The sequence below is a fragment of the Bacteroides sp. AN502(2024) genome, assembly GCF_041227145.1.
GTDB lineage: Bacteria > Bacteroidota > Bacteroidia > Bacteroidales > Bacteroidaceae > Bacteroides.
In genome coordinates, this window is record NZ_JBGFSP010000003.1 from 2,592,326 (window position 1) to 2,618,269 (window position 25,944).

Consider the following 25,944-nt stretch of genomic DNA (forward strand, 5'->3'; position numbering starts at 1 on the left):
TTCATATTGTTTATTGTACACGTCCGGATTGTATTTCAAAGGTGGGATAAGGCAATAAGTATTGCGTATCTGTCATCTCTTCACTGTAATTAGGGATGGATTTACTGCCTGTTCTCTTATAATAATAGAACATGACACCTTCGGAAATGAATTCTTTGCGATATTCTTTTTGTATTTCTTGTATGATTTGATCCGCATTTATATTTTCAAGAGGGGTACTGATGCCTCTGTATTCGCGAATCTTATTTAGTCTTTGTAATGCCATGTCAAGATTGGGAGTCGCACTTGTTGCATAACATTCAGCAGCTATATAGAATATTTCAGGCAAGCGTATCAGAGACAAACGGTTTTTATTGAATGCGTCTAAACTTGCTTGATGAATTTTCATAGGAACATATCCTCTGGAATCACCTTGAGTTTGCGATAACATCCGTGTGAAACGAACATCTGAATTTATGCCTTCATATATATTTTCAACTTCTGTTGGAGATATATACATAGCCGTATAGTCTGTATTGACGAAGCCGGGTATTATATATGAGGTGATTAGGGATGTAACGTCTGAAACATTCAGGCTAAATAAAGCTTCGGATGCTAGAGAACGGTTGGATTCAGAAATTTCAGGTAACAGATAGGAGTAAGTATACATATCTTCCATAACAATTCCATTATTACCGATAGCCGTGATTATCTCTTCGGCAGCATTTAGAGCTTTGTCTATGCTTTCTTGACTGCCTTCCCATAAGTATACACGCGCCTCCAGTGCTTTGACTGCATAATAATTGAGTCGTAAAGTTCTATCTTTGAAGAAACCATCTGCATCTATACTTGTGTAATAGGAAGCCGGATGTTTTTTGGTGATAGGGTCGTATTCCTTTAATAATTTTTCTGCAGCTTCCAAATCGTTGATAATCATTTGAAGTGTCTCCTTTCCTGTTCGTTGAGGAGTTGGGGTTGATGATAAAGTTGTTACATATGGAATCGTTTTTTTAGAATTTAGTTCTGCGGAACGGTTTTTCCAATCACCATATCCATATAGGCGCAACAGATCAAAATGCATATATGCACGAATGGCAAGAAGCTCTCCTTTGATAACATGATAATAGACTTCATTCAGACTCGACTCCTGTCCTTCCATATTCCTCAATGCTTCATTGGCATTGGCTATTACAGAATATGCTTTAGCCCAGATATTTTCGATGTCCGAGAATATTTGTGTGTGGTCGTAATTGAATTTTTCATATTCTTGCATTTCTCTACTATTGCTTGAAGTGGAAGTCACAGGATTAAATTGATGACCTAATAGTTCGAGCGCATACCAAGATAATTCTTTACCATAAAGGATATTATCGGTCATGCCAATATAACAACCTATTAAAGATTGTTGGAATCCGGCAAGAGTGCTGTAATGGTCTTTTTCTCGAATTTCAGACCCTGAAGTAACATTGAACCAGTCACTGCAAGAGGATAATGTTACTACGGACGTTAATAGGATTAATATATATTTTTTCATCTTTGTAGAATTTAGAGAGTGGCTGTTAATGAGAACGACATATTTCTTGCGAAAGGATAATTTAAACCTCGTTCTATTTTTATTGAAGAGAACGTTGCAATATCATTTAAATAGAACGATAAGCGCAGACGTTGCATACTTAATTTCCTATAAATGGAACTGGGAAACTCATAATATGCACTGATGGAAGAGAGTGACAATTCACGTCGATCCTGTACAAAGCGAGTAGTAGCACGTGTGGTTGTTTCAGAATTAAATTTCTTGTATGGTGTTACTTGTCCGGGAGTAGTCCAACGACCAATTAGCAATCGGCGATCCACATTGTAAGCTATATTTGCATTTTCCACCCGATTGACGAGGGTTGAATTATACATTTGACAACCGGCAAGATAACTTATAGTAGCGCTTAATCCGATACCTTTATACTCAGCTGTGAAACCGCCTGTACCACGATACTTAGGATCGGAGTTACCGGCAGCGACCATATCATTGGCAGAATAAGTATAAGTGTAAGTACCATCTTTTTTTATGTACATTTCTTGTCCGGTTTGTGGATCAATACCGGCTGAAGGGACTGCCCATATTGTTCTCATTGATAATCCGTCTTGATACATTAATACAGGCGCAGAGGTGTTATTACCTTCTGCTTGTTTCATCATTTTTTCATTGTAAGCCCGCATACTTTCCGACAAACGAATTATTTTATTTCGATTATAAGCAAATGTTCCATAGATGTTTACAAAACCTTCTTTCCCTTGCCATATTGTATAATTGGCTTTTGCTTCAACTCCGGAATTGCGTACCAATCCTAGATTGTCTTTTACTATTGCGAATCCTGTAGAAGTCGGGATTGTTACATCGGTTAACATATTCTTGGTATCTGCTGAGTAATAATCAACAGAAAGGGATAATCCGGCAACTCTCATATCAATACCTATATTATGATCCTTTTTCTGTTCCCATTTTAATTGGGAGTTAGGCATGGAAGCTAAATAGGCTCCTGTGAATTTACCGGAAAAGTTTCCATATACGGCTCCTGTGTAATATCTATAGGTAGCAATTGCTGCGTTGGTATCGAAATTTTGATTCCCGGTCAGACCAATCGAGGCTCTAAGTTTTAGCTGTTTAATCCATTCAATACCTTTCAATATGGCTTCATTGTGTAGGTTCCATCCAATACCCAAAGACCAGCTGTTAGCCCAACGGTTATCTGAACCGTATAGGGAAGATGCGCTTTCCCGTACAGTTGCATCTGCTAAATAACGATTGTCATAATCATACGAAGCGGCTAATAGGAAGCTGGCTTCTCGGTTAATAGTGGAATAACCGGTAGGGGTGCTGTTTTCCGCATATTGTTTGGCGAATGAAATATCTGCCTTCTGATTATTGGGGAATCCCTCTGCCGTGTGTTGATATGCTGACGATTTCTCTCCGGAGATAAAGGCACCGGCATTTCCAAAGATAGTATGTTTGCCGAATTGATTGTTATAGTTTATATTCAGGTCACCGGAAATAGAGTTGGATTTACCATTTTCCATGATATACTTACCACGTTTAAGTATATCCTTGACATTGGCAAAAATAGAGTGAGAGGCGGGATAGAAATTATCTATATCATTACGTTTCTCCGAGATTCCTATGCGTGCTGTTGCTTTCCAGTTTTTAGTAGCTTGCCATTCTGCATAAAAATTATTGGTGAATTGTAAATAACTGGAAGTAAAACTAGTTCCGATGATGGAATTATACATAGGGTTGGCTATTTGGGTTGATGTTGAGCCTATTTGTTCTACCCATTGGACTATATTCCCGTTTTCGTCAGTTGCCTGCCAGTATGGATTCATTCTGGAATATTCGCTGAATTCTCCATAAGGGGATTCATTGCTTTTGTTAGATATGATTGATAGGATATTTTTTAGTAATAGTTTGTTATGTCTGTATGATAGGTTTATATCACCGGATATATTGCGGCGGTCAGATCCCTTCATAACCCCTGTAATCTGATTATAAGTAAAGTCTAAGATGGCACGTAAATTTTGGGAATCGCCTAATTCAATATTTAAGTTATGCTTATGTCCTATGCCGGTGTGAAGTGGCTTGGATAACCAGTAAGTATCTAAGCCTTCTAATGCAAGTTTTCGTCGACTATTATATAATTGATCTAATTGAATCTGTGTATCGGCGAGAGTATTTGTATATACTCCGTCTAAACGTTCTGTTTCCAATTTTTCAAATGCATTACAAAGGTCATAACTGGTTAAATCCGGCATTTCCAAAGAAATACTACCATTATACGTAATACGCTGTTGATTTCCGGTTAAACGTTTTGTTTCAATAACAATTACACCATTGGCTGCTTTAGAACCATAGAGAGCTTTTGCAGAAGCATCTTTTAAAATTGTAATGCTTTCAATTCGATTCATGTCCATGTCCATTATAGTTTCTGCAGTTGTTTCAAAACCATCAAGGATGAATAATGGTTGATTGGGCTGATTTTGATAGTTACTGCGCAAAGAACTGCTTTCTGTTGTTGGAAAACTGGAAGTTCCACGCATTGACATATTCGGAATACTATTGGGATTGGATCCCATATCAAAATTGTCTGCAATATATATAGTCGGATCCAGATTTTTCAAGCTTTGAAATACATTTTGATTACCTACGCGCATTAGGTCTTTGCTTGAGATGGTAGTTGCTGATCCGGTAAAACTTTCTGCCTTACGGGTATAGATACCCGTAACAATAACCTCGTCTAATTTTGTATCGCTCTTTAATGTAACATTTTTTCGTATATTATTTCGACCACTATTAATCATTACTTGTTGAGTGGACATTCCGATATATGAAAAAGTGATAGTACATGCAGTATTAGTTGGAATCTCAATGCTATATTTACCATTGTTGTCAGTTATGGCAAATCGTTGAAGATCACTAATTACAACATTGACACCGGGTAGAGGGTATCCCTCTTCATCTGATACAATGCCGGTTGCGGAACGTTTATCTCCTTGTTGCTCCACTTTAGAGATAGTAACAATATCTCTTTCCATGCTATAGGTGAGTCCTGTGCCATTGAGGACAGTGCGTAGCACATTATCCACTGTTTCATCTTTTACATGGATAGTGATAGGTCTCAGTGACTTTGTCTGTTCAGTGTTGTAGACAAAGCTTAATCCGGTTTGTTGTCGTAAAGCATCGAAAAATTCTTTGACAGTGACAAATTCCAGATCCAAAGTTACTTTTTTGCCACTTTCTGGGATGGCAAACATCATCATTGTGGGTAATAGTAACAATACTACTACCAGAGAAAGTTTTCTAATCCTTTCTCTACCTTTTGTCTTTCTCATTCTTTCTTCTTGTTTAATTAGTAATTAATTGTCTGTGATTAAAATCTCTCTTCCTTCTATTTTTATTCGTAAATTCGTAGTACGTGCTATTGCTTTTAATATCGGGCTGATTGTGGCATAACGGTCCATGTTTCCCGTAAATCGAAGTTGTTTAAGTTCGGGCGTGCCAAAGGAAATGTCTACATTATACCAATGCTCTAAAATTTCAACAATATTCTCCAAAGTGCGATTCTCAAAGATGAGTCGCCCTTCATTCCACGCTATATAAGGAGTCAGGTCCACATTGTGTACAGATATATTGTTGTTCTTTTGTTCAATATGAGCTAATTGTCCGGGTTTGATAAATTGCTCTTGATTACTTTCTTTGGGTATAATACTGATACTTCCTTTCACTAATGCAACTTCTGTGCATTCAGGGGTGAATGTGTTAACATTAAATTCTGTACCATACTGTTTAATTGCGCCTTGGTCGGTGATAACGTAGAAAGGACGATGATCTTTTGCTATTTTAAAGTAGGCTTCCCCTTTTAAATAAACTATACGTTTCGTTTGGCTGAACTTTACCGGGTATCGTAATTCTGTGTTATAGTTAAGGTGTACGGTCGTTCCATCTTCAAAGGTTACCCTGAATTCATTACCTTGTTCTGTGGTTAACGTATTATTTTCTACAGCGTCATTCTGTCGTTTCAGAATAGTATCTATAGCCGTATTAGGTGTAGTCGGATAGATGAGTGCCCCATTCTGGGCTATGGCAGTTGTGGAATGATTAACTTTAACTGGTGTTGGATATGTTGGAGTAAGCGATTGCTTGTAGTTTCCAGCTAAAATCAAAGTAGCTTTAGGAATTCCCGGTTGTATGGCATCTCCTAAGGCTAGATAGTCAGATGTTTGTTTTTCTGAAGCAGTATAAAAGTACCATCCTCCTGCTGTTATTATGATAGGTAATATTAAAATAGCTGCATATTTCAGGAGAATTGATGTGGCTGATACTTGGCAATATCTCTTTTTGAAATATTGCCAAGCTTGATGTGAGTTGATCTGTGTATATGTCTCATATCGTTTACGAAATGATGTGTTTGTGCGTAAATGGTTGAAAAACTCTTCGTGTTGTGGGGAGCTTTTGATCCAATTCTCAAGCTGTTCTTTTTCGGGACTTGTAAGATCTCCGAGTAGATATTGGGCTATTAATCTTTCTGTATTTACTTTTTTCTCCATATATTTATTGTCTTATCATTTGTTAATAAGACAATCTGAAGATTAAAAGGAGGTACAAACTTTCTAAAAAAGATTATTTTGGTTATGAAAAAAACTTGGAACTATACAAAATGTCACATAAGGGAAGTAAAAAGTAGCATGTGCCCATCTGTTCTTTGATAGATTGTATAGCCCTTTTCTTTTGTGTCTTTACTGTTTCGATTGAAATTCCCAGTGCGGTAGCTATTTCTTCATTCTTTTTTCCATCCATATGTAACAGGAATATTTCCCGACAGCGTGTTGGCAATTTATCGATAGCACGAAATAGTAACCGGTATATTTCTTCTTTATTGGTATCTTCTTCTTCTGTAATTTCTCGATAAGCACTTGCCAGGCGTTCAAGATAAAGAGACTCTACATTTTGGTGTTTTAAATAATTGAGAGAAGCATTCCGTATAGAATTATAAAGATAAGTTCGGAAAGAAGGTAATGATAAAAATCTCATTTTCTTTTCCCACATAGTTGCAAAAAGATCCTGTACAATATCTTCTGCTGCTTGTTGGGAAGAGAGAAAATTAATGGCATACAATACCAATGCCTTATAATATTCATTATAAAGTTGATGATAGGCAGTGGGGCGTTGCTCATTTATACCTTTTATAAAGGAACTTTTCTCTTCGTCCATAGTGAAATATAATGTTTTATGCAGCAAATGTATAAAATATCTAGGATAAAAGAAGTTTTTTAGACTCTTATACTGTCTGTAGACGTATTTTTTTCTTAGCTCGTCCCCCAATAATAATATTTAAATTTCGCAAGTAGTCATATTCTTTCACATGGTTGCCTCTCTTTCGGAGAGGTAATGTGGCTCACCGGTAAAATCATGTGGTCTTCTTCTCTCCAATTCTTATCTTTGCCTTCAAAAAACTCTTATGACTAGTTACGATACTCTTTTAGTTCTTGCTCGCTTCATACTCCCAGCTGACCTGTTGGAGTGTTTTGATATTGTTAAAATAGAGAACACCGCTGAAATGTTAACCATTCATTTAGATGAGCAAAATCTTCCTCCTTTGTCCTCTAGGGTTCACTCTTTAGAGTCCAAAGGTTTTCTTCCTCCGGTTTATATTCGTGATTTTCCTATCCGTGACCGTAAGGTAAGCTTATGTGTACGGCGTCGTAAATGGCTCGACAAGGAAACCGGTTCTATCATCTGTAACACTTTTGAGCTTACTGCTCAGGGAACGCGACATTCAAAAGCATTCGCGTCTTTTTTAAAAGGATTGCTTGGAGAAATACCCGATTACGGCCCGCTCTCTTGAACGTTATTATCATATTGACGGTGATCAGTTTGAGCGGCAATATAAAGAGTATCTAAGTGACTACCGCATGTGGGATCAACTGTCCCATGCCGCAAACTGGCTGCTGTTTTCCGAGAACCTGGGACCGTACTTGAGTATTGATGAAACTTCCCTTTCTAATGGTGAGTTATATACTATAATCATCAACAGAGAGGCACACGGTGGTAAAGGTGCTATCGTGGCTATTGTCAAGGGTACCAAGGCTGACGATGTCATAGCTGTGCTAGAACAAATCCCTGAAGAAGCACTTCGGATGGTGCGGGAGGTCACTCTTGATTTGTCAGAAAGTATGCGCAAGATCGTTCGCAGATGTTTCACCTCGGCTATCCGTGTGATAGATCGCTTCCATATTCAAAAGCTGGCGTGTGATGCTGTACAGGAAATTAGAATCGGACACCGTTGGGAAGCTATACAAGAAGAGACTGATGTCAGGCAGGAAGCTAAAGGTCTGAAAAAGAAATATACCCCTTTTACCTTTGAGAATGGTGATACACGCAAGGAATTATTGGCAAGGAGCCGGTATCTGCTTTTCAAATCTGCTGAAAAATGGACTGAAGCACAGAAGCTCAGAGCTACAGTCTTATTCAGAGAATATCCGGATATTAAACGGGCATATTCACTTAGTCATTCTTTAAGAATGATTTTTAATAAACGATCGATAAAGGCAGGAGTAAGAACCAATTTAGCGAAGTGGTATCAAGAAGTAGAACAATCTGGATTTGAATCGTTTAACACTATAGCTGCTACATTATATGACAGAAGTGAGGAGATACTAAACTTCTATATTAATAGGGCATCAAATGCTGCTGCAGAATCATTTAATGCGAAAGTTAAATAGTTCAGAGAACAACTTAGAGGGGTTATAGATATACCCTTTTTCTTGTATAGACTAACTAAAATTTATGCATAAAACCACAGGATTTTATCGATGACCCCACAAGACTTTACGGGTGACCCGGTAATGTACCTACCTATATCAGTGAAAATCAGATAAAAAGAAAAAGACACCCAAGAGTGGAAGCCTCTCAAATGCCTTATTCCTTTATCAAGTAGCGGGACCCGGGATTGAACCGGGGACCTCATGATTATGAATCATGCGCTCTAACCAGCTGAGCTATCCCGCCATCATTTCTCGATTGCGGGTGCAAAGATAGATGATTTTCTATAATCTCCAAAACAATTCATGACTTTTTTGTGTTTTTTCTCAATATTGTCCTAAATAAATTGGGGGAACAAATAAAAAGGAAGTAGAACTAAGGTAAAATGACTACCTTAGTAGCGAGCCACCAACTCATCTACTTCCTATGGCAAATATAACACTTTTCGCACAGGTAATATCACATCTCCCGAAAGAAAATATCAGGAAAATCATAAAATCTTCGGGGTCAGACAAGCATTGTAAGGGCTACAATACATGGAGTCAGTTTGTTAGCATGATTTTCAGCCAATTCTCAGGATGTGATTCAGTCAGAGATATCTCAAACGGGCTGAAATCAGCCACCGGCAACCTCAATCATTTGGGAATCAACCGTGCACCATCCAAGTCAACGGTAGCATATCAGAACGCCAACCGAGACAGTTCGGTTTTTCGCGGCATATTCTACTCGTTGTTTCAGTATTTCGGACAGCAAGCCCTATGGCAACGAAGAAAGTTCCGTTTCAAGATGCCGATAAAACTGCTCGACTCCACATTGGTGTCATTGACTCTGTCAATATATGACTGGGCACATTACACTACCACCAAGGGGGCGGTCAAGATGCACACGCTATTGGACTATGACAGTCTTTTGCCGGAGTTCGTGAATATCACCGATGGCAAAACCACCGACAACAAAGCTGCTTTTGATATTGAGTTACATCCGTATAGTATTGTAGTAGCCGACCGAGGCTACTGTGACTACTCATTGCTGAATAATTGGGACAGCAGCAACGTGTTCTTTGTAGTGCGTCATAAAGACAATATCCGGTACAAATCCATAGAGGAGTTGCCTTTGCCTGAAAAACACGCTCAGAATGTACTTATTGACGAAATAATCGAGTTCGAACTCTCGGCGGCCAAATCCAAATATCCCAAACGTTTACGTCGCATCGCAGTATGGAACGATGAACACGGTTTTGAAATTGAGTTACTCACAAACAACTTCACATTGGCAGCATCAAGCATAGCGGCTCTGTACAAGGCTCGGTGGAACATAGAAATCTTCTTTCGCAACCTCAAGCAACTGCTACGCATCAAGAGCTTTATCGGCACATCCCGCAATGCCGTAGAGACCCAAATATGGACTGCTATGACTACAATGCTGATTCTGACATGGCTAAAGCACATCGCAAGATACAAATGGGCATTGGCTAACCTTGTGGTCACGCTCCGGCTGAACACATTTACCAAAATCGACCTCCAAAAATGGCTTGATCAACCATTTACACCACCTCCCGAAACCATCGAAAACGATTAGGGGGGATTGATTTTGAACTCTCGAGGCTATACTTAACAGTATAGTCAGTTAGCTCATGCTCAAAATTTATTTAGGACAATATTGGTTTTTTCTCAATATTGTCCTAAATAAATTGGGGGAACAAATAAAAAGGAAGTAGAACTAAGGTAAAATGACTACCTTAGTAGCGAGCTACCAACTCATCTACTTCCTATGGCAAATATAACACTTTTCGCACAGGTAATATCACATCTCCCGAAAGAAAATATCAGGAAAATCATAAAATCTTCGGGGTCAGACAAGCATTGTAAGGGCTACAATACATGGAGTCAGTTTGTTAGCATGATTTTCAGCCAATTCTCAGGATGTGATTCAGTCAGAGATATCTCAAACGGGCTGAAATCAGCCACCGGCAACCTCAATCATTTGGGAATCAACCGTGCACCATCCAAGTCAACGGTAGCATATCAGAACGCCAACCGAGACAGTTCGGTTTTTCGCGGCATATTCTACTCGTTGTTTCAGTATTTCGGACAGCAAGCCCTATGGCAACGAAGAAAGTTCCGTTTCAAGATGCCGATAAAACTGCTCGACTCCACATTGGTGTCATTGACTCTGTCAATATATGACTGGGCACATTACACTACCACCAAGGGGGCGGTCAAGATGCACACGCTATTGGACTATGACAGTCTTTTGCCGGAGTTCGTGAATATCACCGATGGCAAAACCACCGACAACAAAGCTGCTTTTGATATTGAGTTACATCCGTATAGTATTGTAGTAGCCGACCGAGGCTACTGTGACTACTCATTGTTGAATAATTGGGACAGCAGCAACGTGTTCTTTGTAGTGCGTCATAAAGACAATATCCGGTACAAAGCCATAGAGGAGTTGCCTTTGCCTGAAAAACACGCTCAGAATGTACTTATTGACGAAATAATCGAGTTCGAACTCTCGGCGGCCAAATCCAAATATCCCAAACGTTTACGTCGCATCGCAGTATGGAACGATGAACACGGTTTTGAGATTGAGTTACTCACAAACAACTTCACATTGGCAGCATCAAGCATAGCGGCTCTGTACAAGGCTCGGTGGAATATAGAAATCTTCTTTCGCAACCTCAAGCAACTGCTACGCATCAAGAGCTTTATCGGCACATCCCGCAATGCCGTAGAGACCCAAATATGGACTGCTATGACTACAATGCTGATTCTGACATGGCTAAAGCACATCGCAAGATACAAATGGGCATTGGCTAACCTTGTGGTCACGCTCCGGCTGAACACATTTACCAAAATCGACCTCCAAAAATGGCTTGATCAACCATTTACACCACCTCCCGAAACCATCGAAAACGATTAGGGGGGATTGATTTTGAACTCTCGAGGCTATACTTAACAGTATAGTCAGTTAGCTCATGCTCAAAATTTATTTAGGACAATATTGGTTTTTTCTTTGAGAAAGTTCCTGATTTTCCCTATAAATAGAGAGCTTGAGGCTTAATAATGAAAGAATAATTAATAAAGTGTCTGATTTATGCAGCGTATTTAGAAAAAAGTATTTATCTTGGCACACGATAAAAACAATTCGAAATTGCTATGAAAAAGGAAAAGATTTATTTGGAGTATTTGTTGAATGCAACATCTAAAAATATTCTTTGGGCAGCTATAAGTACACCGATCGGGTTGGAGGACTGGTTTGCAGACAAAGTTATTTCTGACGATAAAATAGTAGAGTTTCATTGGGGAAAGACAGAACAGAGGAAAGCTGAGATTATTGCCATTCGCTCTTTCTCTTTTATCCGCTTCCGTTGGTTGGATGATGAAAACGAACGCGATTATTTTGAAATCAAAATGGCTTATAATGAGCTGACTAGTGATTATGTGTTGGAAATTACCGATTTCGCAGAACCGGATGAAGTAGACGATATGAAAGAATTGTGGGAGTCGCAAGTCGCTAAATTAAGAAGAACTTGTGGTTTTTAGTTAACTTTCAACTAAAAATTTTCGATGCTCCTTTTTTTGTACTAATTTTGCATCCTAATTGCACGAACCTATTAAGATGCTACGCATAAAGAAATTAGATATATTTATCGTAAAGAGTTTTTTGATGCTCTTTATTGGTACATTCTTCATCTGTCTGTTCATATTTATGATGCAGTTCCTGTGGAGATATGTAGACGAATTGGTCGGAAAGGGATTGGAGATGAGCGTCATGGCTCAATTCTTCTTTTATTCCGCATTAACCTTAGTGCCATTATCGTTGCCATTGGCAGTGTTGCTAGCCTCTTTGATTACTTTCGGTAACTTTGGCGAGCGTTACGAATTACTCGCAATGAAAGCCGCGGGTATTTCTCTACTTAAAATCATGCGTCCGCTCGTGCTCTTTGTTTGCGGACTTGTCGGTGTTTCATTCTATTTCCAAAATGTTGTAGGTCCTATCGCCCAGGCTAAGCTGGGAACCTTGATTCTTTCGATGAAACAGAAATCTCCCGAGTTGGATATCCCGGAAGGAGTTTTCTATTCTGAAATAGAGGATTACAATTTAAAGGTAGCCAAGAAAAACCGGAAGACCGGTATGCTATATGATGTACTGATTTATAGTATGAAAGATGGGTTTGAGAAAGCACGTATTATCTATGCTGATTCCGGGCGCTTGGAGATGACGGCAGATAAACAGCATCTTTGGCTACATTTGTATAGTGGAGACTTATTTGAGAATCTGAGGGCGCAAAGTATGAAATCGGAAAATGTGCCTTATCGCCGGGAGCAATTCCGGGAGAAGCATACCATTATTGAATTTAATTCTGATTTCAATATGGTTGACGGTGAAATTATGGGTAAGCAGTCCAATGCTAAGGATATGGCGCAGTTGCAAAGCTCTATTGATTCTATGGTGGTAGTGGGAGATAGTATCGGACGACAATATTACAGGGAAGTGGCAGAAGGAAATTTCCGTGCTTCCTATGGATTGACAAAGGAAGATACGGTCAAGATAGAAAAGGCGGATATTCGTGAATATAACGTGGACAGTCTTTATGAGGTAGCCTCTTTAACGCAGAAACAGAAGGTACTTTCTTCTGCTGTCAGTCGAGCGGAGAATGTGGCTAACGACCTTGGATTCAAGAAATTCACGATGGAAGATAATGATTATAAAATTCGGAAGCATAAGACGGAATGGCATAAGAAGATAACGATTTCACTCTCTTGTTTGCTGTTTTTCTTTATCGGAGCTCCATTGGGGGGGATTATTCGCAAAGGAGGTTTGGGAATGCCAGTAATCGTATCGGTGTTGGTATTTATCATTTACTATATCATTGATAATACAGGATATAAAATGGCCCGTGACGGTAAGTGGATAGTATGGATGGGAATGTGGACAAGTAGTGTGGTTCTTGCCCCATTAGGAGCTTTCCTTACCTATAAATCGAATAAGGACTCTGTGGTACTTAATGCAGATGCCTATATTAACTGGTTCAAAAAGATTGCGGGGATTCGTAATGTACGTCATGTCTTTAAGAAAGAGGTGATTATCCACGATCCTGATTATACCCGTCTAGCCGGTGATTTGGAACAACTCACTGCAGAGTGTAGGGCGTATGCTGCTAAGAAACGATTGGAAAAAGCGCCCAACTACTTCAGGTTATGGATGTCAGGCGAAGAGGATAATGGGGTAATAGCTATCAATGAAAAGCTGGAAGCATTGATTGAAGAAATGTCCAATACGAAATCTGCCACTTTGATCGGCGCATTAAACAATTATCCGGTTATTTCCGTTTCTGCTCATGTGCGCCCGTTCCATATATATGGGTTGAATTTGGTAGCCGGAGTTATTTTCCCTGTCGGTTTATTTTTCTATTTCCGCATCTGGGCGTTCCGTGTTCGTCTGGCTAAGGATATGGAACGGATTATAAAGAACAATGAACAAATTCAATTCATCATACAAAAAATCAATAAATAAGTGTTATGAAAGAGACAATTAAAATGGATAGAATAGAGGATGCGATTGCCGACTTCAAAGAGGGCAAGTTTGTCATAGTAGTAGATGATGAAGACCGCGAAAATGAGGGCGACTTGATTATTGCCGCTGAAAAGATAACTCCCGAGAAAGTGAATTTCATGTTGAAACATGCACGTGGGGTGCTTTGTGCACCTGTCACATTGTCTCGTTGCAAGGAGTTGGATTTACCGCATCAGGTAAGTGACAATACTTCCGTGTTGGGAACTCCTTTTACGGTTACTATTGACAAACTGGAGGGCTGTACAACAGGTGTTTCTGCTTCTGACCGTGCTGCTACTATTCAGGCGTTGGCTGATCCTGCTTCTACTCCGGCAACTTTCGGTCGTCCCGGACACATCAATCCGTTATATGCACAAGAAAAAGGAGTGCTTCGCCGTGCCGGACATACGGAAGCTGCGATTGACATGGCTCGTCTGGCAGGACTTTACCCGGCAGGTGCTTTAATGGAAATCATGAGCGAAGATGGAACAATGGCACGTTTGCCCGAACTCCGTCAGATGGCAGATGAGTACGGACTGAAATTGATTTCTATCCATGATCTGATTGTTTATCGTTTGAAACAGGAATCAATTGTAGAAAAAGGGGTCGAGGTAAATATGCCTACCGAATACGGAAAGTTCCGTCTGATTCCTTTCCGCCAAAAATCAAACGGACTGGAGCATATGGCTATATTTAAAGGTACATGGAGCGAAGATGAACCTATCTTGGTACGTGTTCATTCCTCTTGTGCTACTGGAGATATCCTTGGTTCGCAGCGTTGTGATTGTGGCGAACAATTGCATAAAGCGATGGAGATGATCGAAAAAGAAGGGAAAGGGGTAGTCGTTTACCTCAATCAGGAAGGACGCGGCATCGGTTTGATGGAAAAGATGAAAGCATATAAACTTCAGGAAGACGGTATGGACACTGTTGACGCAAATATCTGCCTGGGACACCTTGCCGACGAACGTGATTATGGAGTAGGCGCACAGATTCTTCGTGAACTGGGAGTACACAAAATGAGGCTTTTGACAAACAATCCGGTAAAACGTGTTGGGTTGGAAGCCTATGGATTGGAGATTGTAGAAAATGTACCTGTTGAAACAGTTCCTAATCCGTATAATGAGCGATACTTGAGAACGAAGAAAGAAAGAATGGGACATATTTTGCATTTTAATAAGTAAATGCCCGATTTGTTTTCTTATATCAAGTATTATCGTTTATTTTGCAATGATTTTCACTCAACAACAATAAAATAGAAACAAAATGAATCAATTGTCAGATCGTTTGAACAGCTTGTCGCCATCGGCAACGCTTGCCATGTCTCAAAAGAGTAACGAACTCAAGGCACAGGGTGTTGATGTTATTAACTTAAGTGTAGGAGAACCTGATTTTAATACTCCTGACCACATCAAAGAAGCTGCGAAAAGAGCCATAGATGATAACTTTTCCCGTTACTCTCCGGTACCGGGTTATCCGGCTTTGCGTAATGCTATTGTTGAGAAACTGAAAAAAGAAAACGGTCTTGAATATACAGCCGCCCAGATTTCGTGTGCAAATGGTGCAAAACAATCCGTTTGTAATACAATTCTTGTATTGGTAAATCCGGGTGACGAAGTAATCGTTCCGGCTCCTTACTGGGTAAGCTATCCGGAAATGGTGAAAATGGCTGAAGGTACTCCCGTAATTGTTTCGGCAGGTATCGAACAAGATTTCAAGATTACTCCGGAACAGTTGGAAGCTGCCATTACTCCGAAAACGAAAGTTTTGATTCTTTGTTCTCCGTCCAACCCGACAGGCTCGGTATATACGAAAGAAGAATTGGCAGGATTATCTGCTGTATTGGCTAAACATCCGCAGGTGATCGTAATCGCTGACGAGATTTACGAACATATCAATTACATCGGTGCACATCAGAGTATCGCTCAATTTCCGGAAATGAAGGAACGTACAGTGATTGTAAACGGTGTATCCAAGGCTTACGCTATGACAGGATGGAGAATCGGTTTCATTGCCGGTCCGGAATGGATTGTAAAAGCTTGCAACAAGTTGCAAGGTCAGTACACTTCAGGGCCTTGTTCCGTTTCTCAAAAAGCTGCTGAAGCCGCATATACAGGAACACAAGAACCGGTAAAAGAGATGCAGAGAGCATTCGAACGTCGTCGTGACCTGATTGTGAAGTTGGCTAAAGATGTTCCGGGATTTGAAGTAAACGTTCCGCAGGGAGCTTTCTACCTGTTCCCGAAATGTGATGCTTTCTTTGGAAAGAGCAACGGTGAACGTAAGATTACAAATTCGGATGATTTGGCAATGTATTTGCTGGAAGAGGCTCACGTGGCTTGTGTAGGTGGTGCTTCTTTTGGCGCTCCCGAATGTATTCGTATGAGTTATGCTACAAGTGATGAAAATATTGTAGAGGCTATCCGTCGTATCAAGGAAGCATTAGCCAAACTGAAATAAGAGTTCACCACAGAGGAGGCAGAGTAAAATAGTTTGGGAGATGTGTCAAACTCTCCTTTCAGTGGAATCCCCCTTGCTACAAACCATTTGTGGCAAGGGGGATTCCTAATTTATAAGGGTGGCGACACATCTTTTCATTTTTTCTTCTCTGTGTCCTCTGTGATGAAAAAAAAGGCCGCCTTCCGTGGAAAGCAGCCTGTACATTCTTGTAGATTGTATTATTCAGCAGGGTGAATTGCTTCAGACGGACAAACGTCTGCGCAAGTACCACACTCAGTACATACATCTGGATTGATAGAGTAGATATCACCTTCAGAGATAGCTTCTACCGGACACTCGTCAATACAAGTACCGCAAGCAATACAATCGTCACTAATTACGTAAGCCATTTTTTCTAAAAATTTTAATTATTAGTACTAATTTTCTTGGCAAAAATAAGGCTTTTATTGATTAGTTGTTATGTTTCTATGATTAAATTGACTTAATTTGTACGTCTTCTAAATAAGTTACCTCTCTATAATCTGCTATATTTTTTATATTTTTGCATTCAAATTACTAATACATTAGCGATTATGCCTTTAAATTTACCCGATAAACTACCTGCAATAGAGCTTTTGAAGGAAGAAAATATTTTTGTGATCGACACTTCCCGCGCTACGCAGCAGGATATTCGTCCGCTACGAATCGTGATTCTGAACCTGATGCCATTGAAGATTACAACGGAAACAGACTTGGTACGCTTACTTTCGAATACTCCTCTTCAGGTGGAGATTTCGTTTATGAAGATCAAGAGTCACACATCGAAGAATACGCCGATAGAACACATGAAAACGTTCTATACGGATTTCGATCAGATGCGTCATGGGAAGTATGATGGTATGATTATTACTGGAGCCCCTGTGGAACAGATGGACTTCGAGGAGGTGAACTATTGGGATGAAATTACGGAAATCTTTGATTGGGCACGTACGCATGTCACTTCTACTTTATATATATGTTGGGCTGCACAAGCCGGATTGTATCATCATTATGGAGTTCCTAAATATCCGTTGGAAAAGAAGATGTTCGGTATCTTTGAACATCGCGTACAGGAACCTTTCCATTCCATCTTCCGTGGTTTTGACGATTGTTTCTATGTGCCGCATAGCCGTCATACGGAAGTGCGTAGGGAAGATATTCTGAAAGTTCCGGAACTGACATTGCTTTCCGAATCGAAAGAAGCCGGTGTTTATATGGTAATGGCACGGGGGGGACGTGAGTTCTTTGTCACGGGACACTCTGAATATTCTCCGCTGACGCTGGATACGGAATACCGCCGTGATTTGGATAAAGGTCTGCCGATAGAAATCCCTCACAATTATTATATAGACGATGATCCTGAAAAAGGCCCGTTGGTACGTTGGCGCGCTCATGCTAATTTGCTGTTCTCCAACTGGCTAAATTATTTTGTCTATCAGGAAACACCTTACAACATCAATGATATTAAATGATAAAGCAGCGTAAAATAGAACTTCTCGCTCCGGCGAAAAACTTGGAGTGTGGCATTGAAGCTATCAACCATGGTGCAGATGCTGTATATATCGGTGCCCCGAAGTTCGGTGCCCGTGCGGCGGCCGTGAATTCATTGGAAGATATTGAGGCATTGGTGCAGCATGCTCATTTGTATAATGCGCGTATTTATGTCACGGTCAACACGATTCTGAAAGAAGAAGAGTTGAAAGAGACGGAGGAGATGATTCATGCACTTTTTCGGATGGGTGTGGATGCACTGATTGTACAGGATATGGGGATCACGAAGTTGAACCTTCCTCCGATACCGCTTCATGCCAGTACGCAGATGGATAATCGCACGCCGGAGAAGGTGAAGTTTTTGCAGGAAGCAGGTTTTCGGCAAGTGGTGTTGGCGAGGGAGTTATCGCTGCGTGAGATAAAGAATATACATGAAAGCTGTCCGGAAGTGCCTTTGGAGGTATTTGTACATGGAGCGCTTTGTGTTAGCTATAGTGGGCAATGCTATGTCAGTCAAGCTTGTTTCGGTCGTAGTGCCAATCGCGGAGAGTGTGCACAATTCTGTCGTTTACCTTTTAGTATGGTAGATGCGGACGGGAAAGTGATTGTGAAAGACAAACATCTGCTTTCCCTGAAAGATATGAATCAAAGTGACGAACTGGAGCGACTGCTGGATGCCGGGGCTTCTTCATTTAAAATAGAGGGACGCCTGAAAGACGTATCTTATGTGAAGAATGTGACGGCTGCTTATCGTCAGAAACTGGATGCGATTCTTGCCCGTCGTCCGGAATATGTGCGGGCTTCTTCGGCTACGTGTCGTTTCAATTTTAAACCACAACTGGATAAGAGCTTCAGTCGTGGATTTACGCATTATTTCTTACACGGACGTGATAAAGAGATTTTCTCTTTCGACACTCCTAAGTCGCTAGGCGAAGAGATGGGAACCGTGAAGGAGACCCGGGGTAACTATCTGACAGTTGCCGGACTTAAATCTTTTAACAATGGAGACGGTGTTTGCTATATCGATGAACAGGGACGTTTGCAGGGGTTCCGCATCAATCGGGTGGACGGCAACAAACTCTATCCACAGGAAATGCCCCGTATCAAGCCCCGCACTACATTGTATCGTAATTTCGACCAGGAGTTTGAACGAATCCTTTCCCACAAATCTGCCGAAAGGAAAATCGCAGTGAAAATCTTGCTTGCTGACAACAATTTCGGTTTCTCTCTGACATTGACTGACGAAGATGATAATAGCGTTACAGCCACTCTCTCTCGTGTGAAAGAACTTGCCCGGACTCCACAGACGGATAACCTGAAAACACAACTTTCCAAACTGGGGAATACCCCTTTTGAAGCAAAAGAAATAGAAATATCCTTTACCGGGAACTGGTTTTTGCCGGCTTCAGTACTAGCTGATTTCCGTAGACAGGCAGTCGACCGGTTAATAACTGCCCGTCGAATCAATTATCGTCAGGAACTGGCAGTATGGAAGCCGACGAATCATGCTTTTCCGCAAACGGCATTAACGTATCTGGGGAATGTAATGAACACCCGTGCAGCTTCTTTCTATCAGGAGCATGGGGTACAACAAGTAGCGGCAGCGTACGAGAAAGAAACGGTGGAAGATGCGGTACTGATGTTCTGCAAGCATTGTTTGCGCTATAGTATGGGATGGTGTCCTATCCATCAGCGGGTGCGTTCATCTTATAAAGAGCCCTACTATCTGGTATCGAATGATGGCAAGCTCTTTCGTCTGGAATTTGATTGTAAGAATTGTCAAATGAAAGTAAAGGCGGCGCAATGAGAATCATTCTTCACCACAGAGGACGCAGAAGACACAGAGGATATAGTGAAGGTAACATCTTCACTCATTCTTCTGAAACAGACTGTTTGAGTGTTTTTGGAAAAAAGTGTAGAACGTTTTTCTCTTTCCCCTTTTTATTCTCTGTGTCCTCTGTGATGAAAACAGTGATGAACCTACTACTATGTTTATTTTTGCTTTCATCCTGTTATTATAAAGCCCCGGCTCTGGATTCGGAAGAATTGTCGAAGAAGACGAAAGACTCGTTGACCTACTTGTACGAACGGCATTATACATGGAATACAAACCTGGAAGTAGTCGATGATTCCATCTCTTTGGAATGTCTCCCGATAAAAGATACTTTTATTCAGTTGAATAAAGGAGATAGGGTAGTGGTGGCAGAGTTTGCGGTTCACCCTGCCGATAGTGTAGACAGTATTTGGGTGAAGCTGGCACATACACAGGATAAACAGGGCTGGATACGTGAAAAAGAACTCAAAAAATCATTTGTGCCGACTGATAGTATTTCGCAGGCCATTTATTTTTTCAGTGATACGCATGTTTCTTATTTTGTTATTATTTTCGCTTTATTCGTGGGGGGATATCTGTTTCGTGCTTTTCGTCGAAAGCAGTTGCAGCTGGTCTATTTTAATGATATAGATAGTGTTTATCCATTATTCCTCTGTTTATTGATGGCTTTCAGTGCAACGATTTACGAATCAATCCAGGGGTTTGTGCCGGAAACGTGGGAACATTTTTATTTCAATCCTACTTTGTCGCCATTCAGAGTTCCTTTTATTCTTTCTGTCTTTTTGTTGAGTATTTGGTTGTTTTTGATAGTCGTTTTGGCGGTGTTGGATGATTTGTTTCGGCAGTTGACTCCGGCAGCGGCTATTTTTTATTTGTTAGGGTTGATGTCCTGCTGTATTTTCTGCTATTTCTTCTTTATCCTGATGACGCATATTTATATCGGTTATCTGTTTCTTGCCTTTTTTATGCTGGTTTTTGTGAAGAAAGTCTGGCGGAACATTGGGTATAAGTATTGTTGCGGGCATTGCGGGGAAAAATTGAAGCAAAAAGGTGTATGTCCCCATTGTGGAGCGATCAATGAGTAATATTAAGTATAACGGCTTTATAATACATACTTCATAGGGACGTTCTTTTATTCTCTATTTCATGCTGTCAATCTATCAAGAGACAGAGGCTGTCTAACAGCCATATCTTAACAATTTCACCCCTGCCAAAGCTATTCTGGCAGGGGTGATTTTCAATTTCTGAGACTTGTTAGACAGTCTCTGTCTTTGGGTTATTGTCAGTTCTTATTGTCAGGTGCCAATTAGTTGATAATCATTGTTCTATATGGATAAAATCTTTAGCTGACAATAAAATGACTAAATAATATCTCTATGAGTGAAAATGATTAGAATCGGCAGCGGAGATCTACCCCAAATTGCATTGGGCGTCCTTTCTGCATAAAACCTTTGTTCATCGTTTCGAAATAGAAGGCGGCATAGTCTTTATTCAGGAAGTTGCGTGCCCAGAAACTAATCATTGCGTCACCGATTTCCAGATTCGTTCTCCAGTTGAGTGTGCCGTAGAAAGATTGGCTGACATCGTTTTGTTCAGTCCAGTAGATACGTCCGGCAGCGTTATAATTAGCTTGGAATACAACCCGGTCGAAGATAGAGCGCGGATTACAGGTGATGGCGTATTCTCCTCCGATATTTAGGGTGTGTTTGGGGACGAAGGGAACATATTTGCCATTATAATCGGCAATTACTTTGGAACTGCCATCTTTTTGTTCTTCTGTAATTACATAATCGGTAAAGGTGGCATACGCATATCCGTAACTTGCATTCAGGCTAAGCTTTTTTGTCAGACTGGCGCGAAGAGATGCTTCTGCACCATAACTACGGCTTTTTCCCGCATTGATGGTAATACGTCCCAAACCACTTTCAGCAAATTGGGAGAGTTGCTGGTCGCGGGTATCCATATAAAATGCTGCAAGATCAGCCCAAACTCTACCTTCCCATAGCGTAAGATGGCTACCCACTTCATAGTTCCACGAATATTCGGGTTTGTAGGTAGTGGAAGTTTTTATATCAATCTCTTTGGTAGGTACCATTTGGTCCATCATTTTTATGATGGTTGCTCCCCATCTGGCATCTTGCCCTATTGTCGGACTTTCTTTAATGGCATTCATCATCGAGTTGGTCAATTCTCTGTGTGATAAGTCAGAGAACATCTGGATGTTATATCCTCCCGAACGATATCCGCGAGTAACAGTGGCATATACATTATTTTGGTTCTTCCATTCATATTGAATAGCAAATTTAGGTAGAAGCTGTACATAATCAGTCGAGAGCTTGCCTATAAAAGAGGCCGGGGCTTTCATATTCTGATCAGACAGGTTTATTTGCATGGGACCCATTGCTAAATGAAAATCAAAACCAAAGTCGATAGGAGTACTGAGGGAATTGTACTTCATACTGATTTTCTCGTAATCGAGTCGGAGTCCGGCTGTAACGGACAGTCCTTCTATGAACAGGTTGTTGTAAGTAGACTGATGATAAAGTGCACCGCTAAGAGTCGGTGTGTCGAAGGTCCCTCCTACACTTAGCATCGGGTTATGTATGGTCATTCCCATAGTAGGTGCACCGGGTTTGGAGGCAATCTGTTTAAAAGCGGAATTGGCGTTGTTTTCAATTATCGTTTTCACGCCTTCTTCTTTGAACAGAACCGGACCTGTGGTATGTAGCCATTGGTAGAACCCAAAAGCTCCCGTAGTCCATTGCCATCTCTTTTCTGGTTTGGCTTTCAAGACAATTTCTTCGGAAATGGTATTTGTCCTTTGCTTTTGCTCAAGATTAAAGATGTCTCTTTCTGTGAAATCCTGATCAAGGAACATACGGTCGTTCAGGTTCTGATAACCTGTGACAGCACTTAGTATAAAGTTACTAGCTTGATATTCGATGTTAACACCTGAATTGAGCAATCCACGACGGTAACTACTGCGGTCGTTATATGAAATCTTGCCGATATAATCTGCCCGGTCTTCTGTCAGTTCTTTACCTTTTTCTTTAGCTTTGGCTATACTATTTTGAGTAATTCCGGTATAGTAATACGGATATCCACCTTGGTCGCTATATTCATAGTTCACTGTCATGTCTATTTTCAGATTAGATGTCGGCAGGTAAATTCCGCGGAAACGTCCGCCACCGGCATTGCTTTTGTCTATCTTTTCATTGTTTCGTGCAGAATTTTCAAAGAAGCCGCCCGTGTGCTCATAAAAGCCGCCCGTAGAGAAAGCGAAATGGTCGGATATACGGTGGTAATGGGTGAGTGACACATTATAATTGTTATAAGTGGCTGCTCCCATGCGGACATCAGTACCCTGATAAGTGAAAGGTGATTTTGTGTGCACTTTGATAAGTCCTCCCATCGTATTACGTCCGTATAAAGTTCCTTGTGGTCCACGAAGTACGTCGATACGTTCGATATCGCAATAGTTGAAGTCGAAAGCGGATTTGTCGATATAAGGGATGTTGTCTACATAAAGTCCTACAGACGGAGTATTGATACGCGAACCGATTCCACGGATATAAATCGAAGTAGTCAGTTTGGAGCCATAGTCAGGGATAAACAGATTGGGAACAATACCTGTCAGGTTCTTCACGGAATTTACCTGATTGGCGCGCATATTCTCCTGTGATAAGACGGTGGAGGCTACCGGTAGATCACGCAGTTTACGGTTCTCTTTCGGAGTAGCAATCACTACCACCTCTTCGATGTCTACTATTTTTAGTGAGTCTTTGGGGAAATCTTCGGCCCATGCTGTCCCTGTCGTCAGGAGCATGAGGGCAATCATAATCTTTTTTGTTTTCATCTGCTGTTAATTTATCTGGTGCAAAGTAACGGCAAATATAGACGATAGTCAATCCTCATTTATTAGGATTTGTTTCACCACAGAGGACGCATAGGAGACGAAGGTATGATAGGACTCTTAATATTCTGTGTCCTTTGCGTGAATCAGATTCGGTCGGCTTCGATATATCCATTCATTACAGCATAAATAGTCAGTCCGGAGACGGACTTGATGCCTAATTTCTCCGTGATATTTTTCCGGTGAGTGATAACGGTAGTCAGACTGATATTCAGTTTATCTGCTATTTCTTTGTTGATTAATCCTTTGGTTATCAGTACGAGTACTTCTATTTCACGGGCAGATAGAATCTCCTGATGAGGCTGCATCGGAGGCATGGATGGCATGTCTTTCACCGGATAACCGTCGTGGTGAGCATGTTGGTGAAGTTTTAATATGTTTTTCACCAGCTCTCCTTCGGATTCATAAATGTTGAGTACAGGTACACCGGATAGTTGGAATTGTGGACTGTCACTTGCCAATACAATCGTTTTTCGTTTCCGGGGGAGAAAGAAAGCATTGTGCTCTACATAGATCTGTGCGGAAATGAAATAGTGGGCATACATATCCGGCGTATCGTCCATCAGTTCGCTGAAATGATGGAAAGTCCGTATGATCGCCATAGGAATCATTTCCTCCAGGATTCCTTTCAGACCGAGACAAGTCAATGTATTGGCTTCTACAATTGCTATTTCGGGTTGATAATTCATGTTAGTCTGGTTTTAATTAATGATTGAAATAATTGGCTACGGCTTCCGCGCACCGTTCACCGTCCACTCCGGCAGACACAATTCCTCCGGCATAGCCTGCGCCTTCTCCGCAAGGAAATAATCCACGAACGGTAACATGTTGAAGAGTATCTTTGTCGCGCACGATGCGAACGGGGGAAGATGTTCGTGTCTCCACACCCATCATTACTGCCTCATTAGTGAGAAACCCGTGGCTGCTGCGTCCGAATTGTTGGAAGCCGAGAGATAGTCTTTTGCTGATGAAATCGGGCATCCAGAAATGAAGTGGAGACGAAATCAATCCCGGACTATAGGATGAATCGGGCAGATCGTAACTCAATTTCTTGCGGGTAAAATCTAACATACGTTGCGCCGGAGCAGTTTGTCGTCTGCCTCCCTGCAACCAGCATTGACGTTCCAGTTCCTCTTGAAAGTGAAGAACAGATAGTAACTGTGAATTGATCTCTGCAAGTTGTGAACTTTTTAAATTCGGATTCAGTGCCAACAGCTGTTCATCTTGTTTCGCAGCCCATTCTTTATTCTTCATTTTTAATTCTTCATTTTCCAAATCCTCCGGTTGAATTTCCACTACCATTCCCGAATTGCTCCACCGTGACCCGCGGTTGGAAGGAGACATTCCGTTCACTACCACTTGTTCCGGTCCGCTGGCGGCAGGAACAATGAAACCTCCGGGGCACATACAGAAACTATATACTCCTCTGCCTTCTACCTGTGTTACAAAGCTGTATTCAGCAGCGGGCAGGTATTTGCCCCGTCCATTCTTATTATGATATTGTATTTGATCAATCAACATTGCCGGATGTTCCAAACGTACCCCGACAGCGATTCCTTTCGCTTCAATCGCCACATTATTGACTGCCAGCCAACGATATACATCTCTTGCCGAATGTCCGGTTGCCAGTATCACTGGTCCGAGCAAAGTCTTTCCCGTATTTGTTTCGATACCTTTGACTTCATTATTCTCGATAATCAATGCATCCATTCGTGTTTGGAAATATACTTCTCCGCTACACTCGATAATGGTATTCCGCATATTTTCAATGACACGTGGCAACTTGTCTGTCCCGATATGCGGATGAGCATCCACCAATATCGAAGTCGAGGCTCCATGTTGGCAAAATACATTCAGGATTTTATTTACATTTCCCCTCTTTTTGCTCCGGGTATAGAGTTTTCCATCCGAATAAGCTCCTGCCCCCCTTCGCCAAAACTGTAATTCGATTCCGGATCAACCGTGTGTTCCCTGCTGATTTGTGCTAAATCTTTTTTCCGCTCGCGCACGTCTTTTCCGCGTTCGATAACAACGGGACGTAATCCCAGTTCGATGAGACGCAGGGCTGCAAATAGTCCGCCGGGACCTGCGCCCACGACAATCACTTGCGGCCTTCCCTCTACCTTATTATATATAGTATGTTCGTATTCGTCATCCTTAGGCATCTCCCGGATATATGCCCGTACCTTCAGATTGACAAAGATAGTCCGTTGCCGTGCGTCAATGCTCCGTTTTAAGATTCGGGTAGCAGTGATGTCACGCAGGTTCAAACCTTTTTCTTTAGACAGATATTCCTTTAATTTCTGTTCGTTTGCTGCGATTTCGGGAAGTATGCGGAGTTGGTATTCTTGTGTCATTTAGTTGTTGATATTATTTTCGACT

17 protein-coding genes, 1 tRNA gene and 2 pseudogenes are annotated in these 25,944 nt (G+C 41.0%); 11 read left to right on the forward strand and 9 right to left on the reverse strand.

The window, feature by feature from the left end; translation table 11 throughout:
- Positions 1 to 10: 10 nt before the first annotated feature.
- The 4 genes from AB9N12_RS09965 to AB9N12_RS09980 form a co-directional block, all read right to left on the reverse strand.
- Positions 11 to 1,513 carry a RagB/SusD family nutrient uptake outer membrane protein gene (locus tag AB9N12_RS09965; RefSeq protein WP_369891786.1) on the reverse strand — a complete coding sequence of 501 codons (1,503 nt, stop codon included), beginning with the start codon at positions 1,511 to 1,513 and terminating at the stop codon, positions 11 to 13.
- A gap of 11 nt (positions 1,514 to 1,524) precedes the next feature.
- Positions 1,525 to 4,857 carry a SusC/RagA family TonB-linked outer membrane protein gene (locus AB9N12_RS09970; protein WP_369891787.1) on the reverse strand — a complete coding sequence of 1,111 codons (3,333 nt, stop codon included), beginning with the start codon at positions 4,855 to 4,857 and terminating at the stop codon, positions 1,525 to 1,527.
- A 24-nt stretch (positions 4,858 to 4,881) separates the two neighbouring features.
- Complete coding sequence (locus AB9N12_RS09975) at positions 4,882 to 6,072, reverse strand: FecR family protein (protein ID WP_369891789.1); 1,191 nt, start codon at positions 6,070 to 6,072, stop codon at positions 4,882 to 4,884.
- Between the two features lie 82 nt (positions 6,073 to 6,154).
- Positions 6,155 to 6,736, reverse strand: a complete 582-nt coding sequence (locus AB9N12_RS09980) for an RNA polymerase sigma-70 factor (RefSeq protein ID WP_369891791.1) — start codon at positions 6,734 to 6,736, stop codon at positions 6,155 to 6,157.
- A 247-nt stretch (positions 6,737 to 6,983) separates the two neighbouring features.
- Here AB9N12_RS09980 and AB9N12_RS09985 point away from each other — a divergent pair, with 247 nt between their 5' ends.
- Together AB9N12_RS09985 and AB9N12_RS09990 are read left to right on the forward strand one after the other, a co-directional pair.
- On the forward strand, positions 6,984 to 7,370 hold the full coding sequence (locus AB9N12_RS09985) for a hypothetical protein (protein WP_369891793.1): 387 nt from the start codon (positions 6,984 to 6,986) through the stop codon (positions 7,368 to 7,370).
- A pseudogene (locus tag AB9N12_RS09990) lies at positions 7,336 to 8,319 on the forward strand (transposase). The gene AB9N12_RS09985 and the pseudogene AB9N12_RS09990 overlap by 35 nt, the downstream one beginning before the upstream one ends.
- Before the next feature lie 140 nt (positions 8,320 to 8,459).
- On the opposite strand, the gene AB9N12_RS09995 reads toward AB9N12_RS09990, so the two are convergent.
- Positions 8,460 to 8,533 (reverse strand) — tRNA-Met (locus AB9N12_RS09995).
- A 180-nt stretch (positions 8,534 to 8,713) separates the two neighbouring features.
- Between AB9N12_RS09995 and AB9N12_RS10000 the strand changes: the two genes are divergently transcribed.
- The 6 genes from AB9N12_RS10000 to AB9N12_RS10025 all read left to right on the forward strand — a co-directional run bounded on the left by AB9N12_RS10000 (position 8,714) and on the right by AB9N12_RS10025 (position 16,306).
- On the forward strand, positions 8,714 to 9,865 hold the full coding sequence (locus AB9N12_RS10000; RefSeq protein WP_369891795.1) for an IS4 family transposase: 1,152 nt from the start codon (positions 8,714 to 8,716) through the stop codon (positions 9,863 to 9,865).
- Positions 9,866 to 10,057: 192 nt separating this feature from the next.
- Positions 10,058 to 11,209: an IS4 family transposase gene (locus AB9N12_RS10005; protein WP_369888970.1), complete on the forward strand. Its 1,152-nt coding sequence runs from the start codon at positions 10,058 to 10,060 to the stop codon at positions 11,207 to 11,209.
- 236 nt (positions 11,210 to 11,445) lie between these two features.
- Positions 11,446 to 11,832: an START-like domain-containing protein gene (locus tag AB9N12_RS10010; RefSeq protein ID WP_369891797.1), complete on the forward strand. Its 387-nt coding sequence runs from the start codon at positions 11,446 to 11,448 to the stop codon at positions 11,830 to 11,832.
- 76 nt (positions 11,833 to 11,908) lie between these two features.
- Positions 11,909 to 13,807, forward strand: a complete 1,899-nt coding sequence (locus AB9N12_RS10015; RefSeq protein WP_369891799.1) for an LptF/LptG family permease — start codon at positions 11,909 to 11,911, stop codon at positions 13,805 to 13,807.
- Between the two features lie 5 nt (positions 13,808 to 13,812).
- Positions 13,813 to 15,030 carry a bifunctional 3,4-dihydroxy-2-butanone-4-phosphate synthase/GTP cyclohydrolase II gene (locus AB9N12_RS10020; RefSeq protein ID WP_369891800.1) on the forward strand — a complete coding sequence of 406 codons (1,218 nt, stop codon included), beginning with the start codon at positions 13,813 to 13,815 and terminating at the stop codon, positions 15,028 to 15,030.
- Between the two features lie 82 nt (positions 15,031 to 15,112).
- Complete coding sequence (locus AB9N12_RS10025) at positions 15,113 to 16,306, forward strand: pyridoxal phosphate-dependent aminotransferase (protein WP_369891802.1); 1,194 nt, start codon at positions 15,113 to 15,115, stop codon at positions 16,304 to 16,306.
- A 218-nt stretch (positions 16,307 to 16,524) separates the two neighbouring features.
- Here AB9N12_RS10025 and AB9N12_RS10030 read toward each other — a convergent pair whose 3' ends face one another.
- Positions 16,525 to 16,695: a DUF362 domain-containing protein gene (locus tag AB9N12_RS10030; protein ID WP_024987835.1), complete on the reverse strand. Its 171-nt coding sequence runs from the start codon at positions 16,693 to 16,695 to the stop codon at positions 16,525 to 16,527.
- Between the two features lie 183 nt (positions 16,696 to 16,878).
- Between AB9N12_RS10030 and metA the strand changes: the two genes are divergently transcribed.
- The 3 genes from metA to AB9N12_RS10045 are packed head-to-tail and all read left to right on the forward strand — an operon-like array spanning position 16,879 to position 20,734.
- Positions 16,879 to 17,796, forward strand: a complete 918-nt coding sequence (gene metA, locus AB9N12_RS10035; RefSeq protein ID WP_369891804.1) for a homoserine O-succinyltransferase — start codon at positions 16,879 to 16,881, stop codon at positions 17,794 to 17,796.
- The gene (locus tag AB9N12_RS10040; RefSeq protein ID WP_369891806.1) at positions 17,793 to 19,622 is read left to right on the forward strand and encodes a U32 family peptidase; all 1,830 of its coding nucleotides are present in this window, start codon (positions 17,793 to 17,795) and stop codon (positions 19,620 to 19,622) included. The genes metA and AB9N12_RS10040 overlap by 4 nt, the downstream gene beginning before the upstream one ends.
- On the forward strand, positions 19,619 to 20,734 hold the full coding sequence (locus AB9N12_RS10045) for a zinc ribbon domain-containing protein (protein WP_369891808.1): 1,116 nt from the start codon (positions 19,619 to 19,621) through the stop codon (positions 20,732 to 20,734). Before AB9N12_RS10040 ends, AB9N12_RS10045 begins: the two co-directional genes overlap by 4 nt.
- Positions 20,735 to 21,039: 305 nt before the next feature.
- Here the strand turns inward: AB9N12_RS10045 and AB9N12_RS10050 are convergent, their stop codons facing one another.
- The 3 genes and pseudogenes from AB9N12_RS10050 to AB9N12_RS10060 form a co-directional block, all read right to left on the reverse strand.
- Entirely contained in the window at positions 21,040 to 23,505 is a 2,466-nt protein-coding gene (locus AB9N12_RS10050; RefSeq protein ID WP_369891810.1) for a TonB-dependent receptor, read from the reverse strand.
- A 143-nt stretch (positions 23,506 to 23,648) separates the two neighbouring features.
- Positions 23,649 to 24,251 (reverse strand): response regulator transcription factor, encoded by a 603-nt coding sequence (locus AB9N12_RS10055; RefSeq protein ID WP_369891811.1) that lies wholly within the window; start codon positions 24,249 to 24,251, stop codon positions 23,649 to 23,651.
- A gap of 16 nt (positions 24,252 to 24,267) precedes the next feature.
- Positions 24,268 to 25,919, reverse strand: a pseudogene (locus AB9N12_RS10060) (NAD(P)/FAD-dependent oxidoreductase).
- Positions 25,920 to 25,944: the final 25 nt, after the last annotated feature.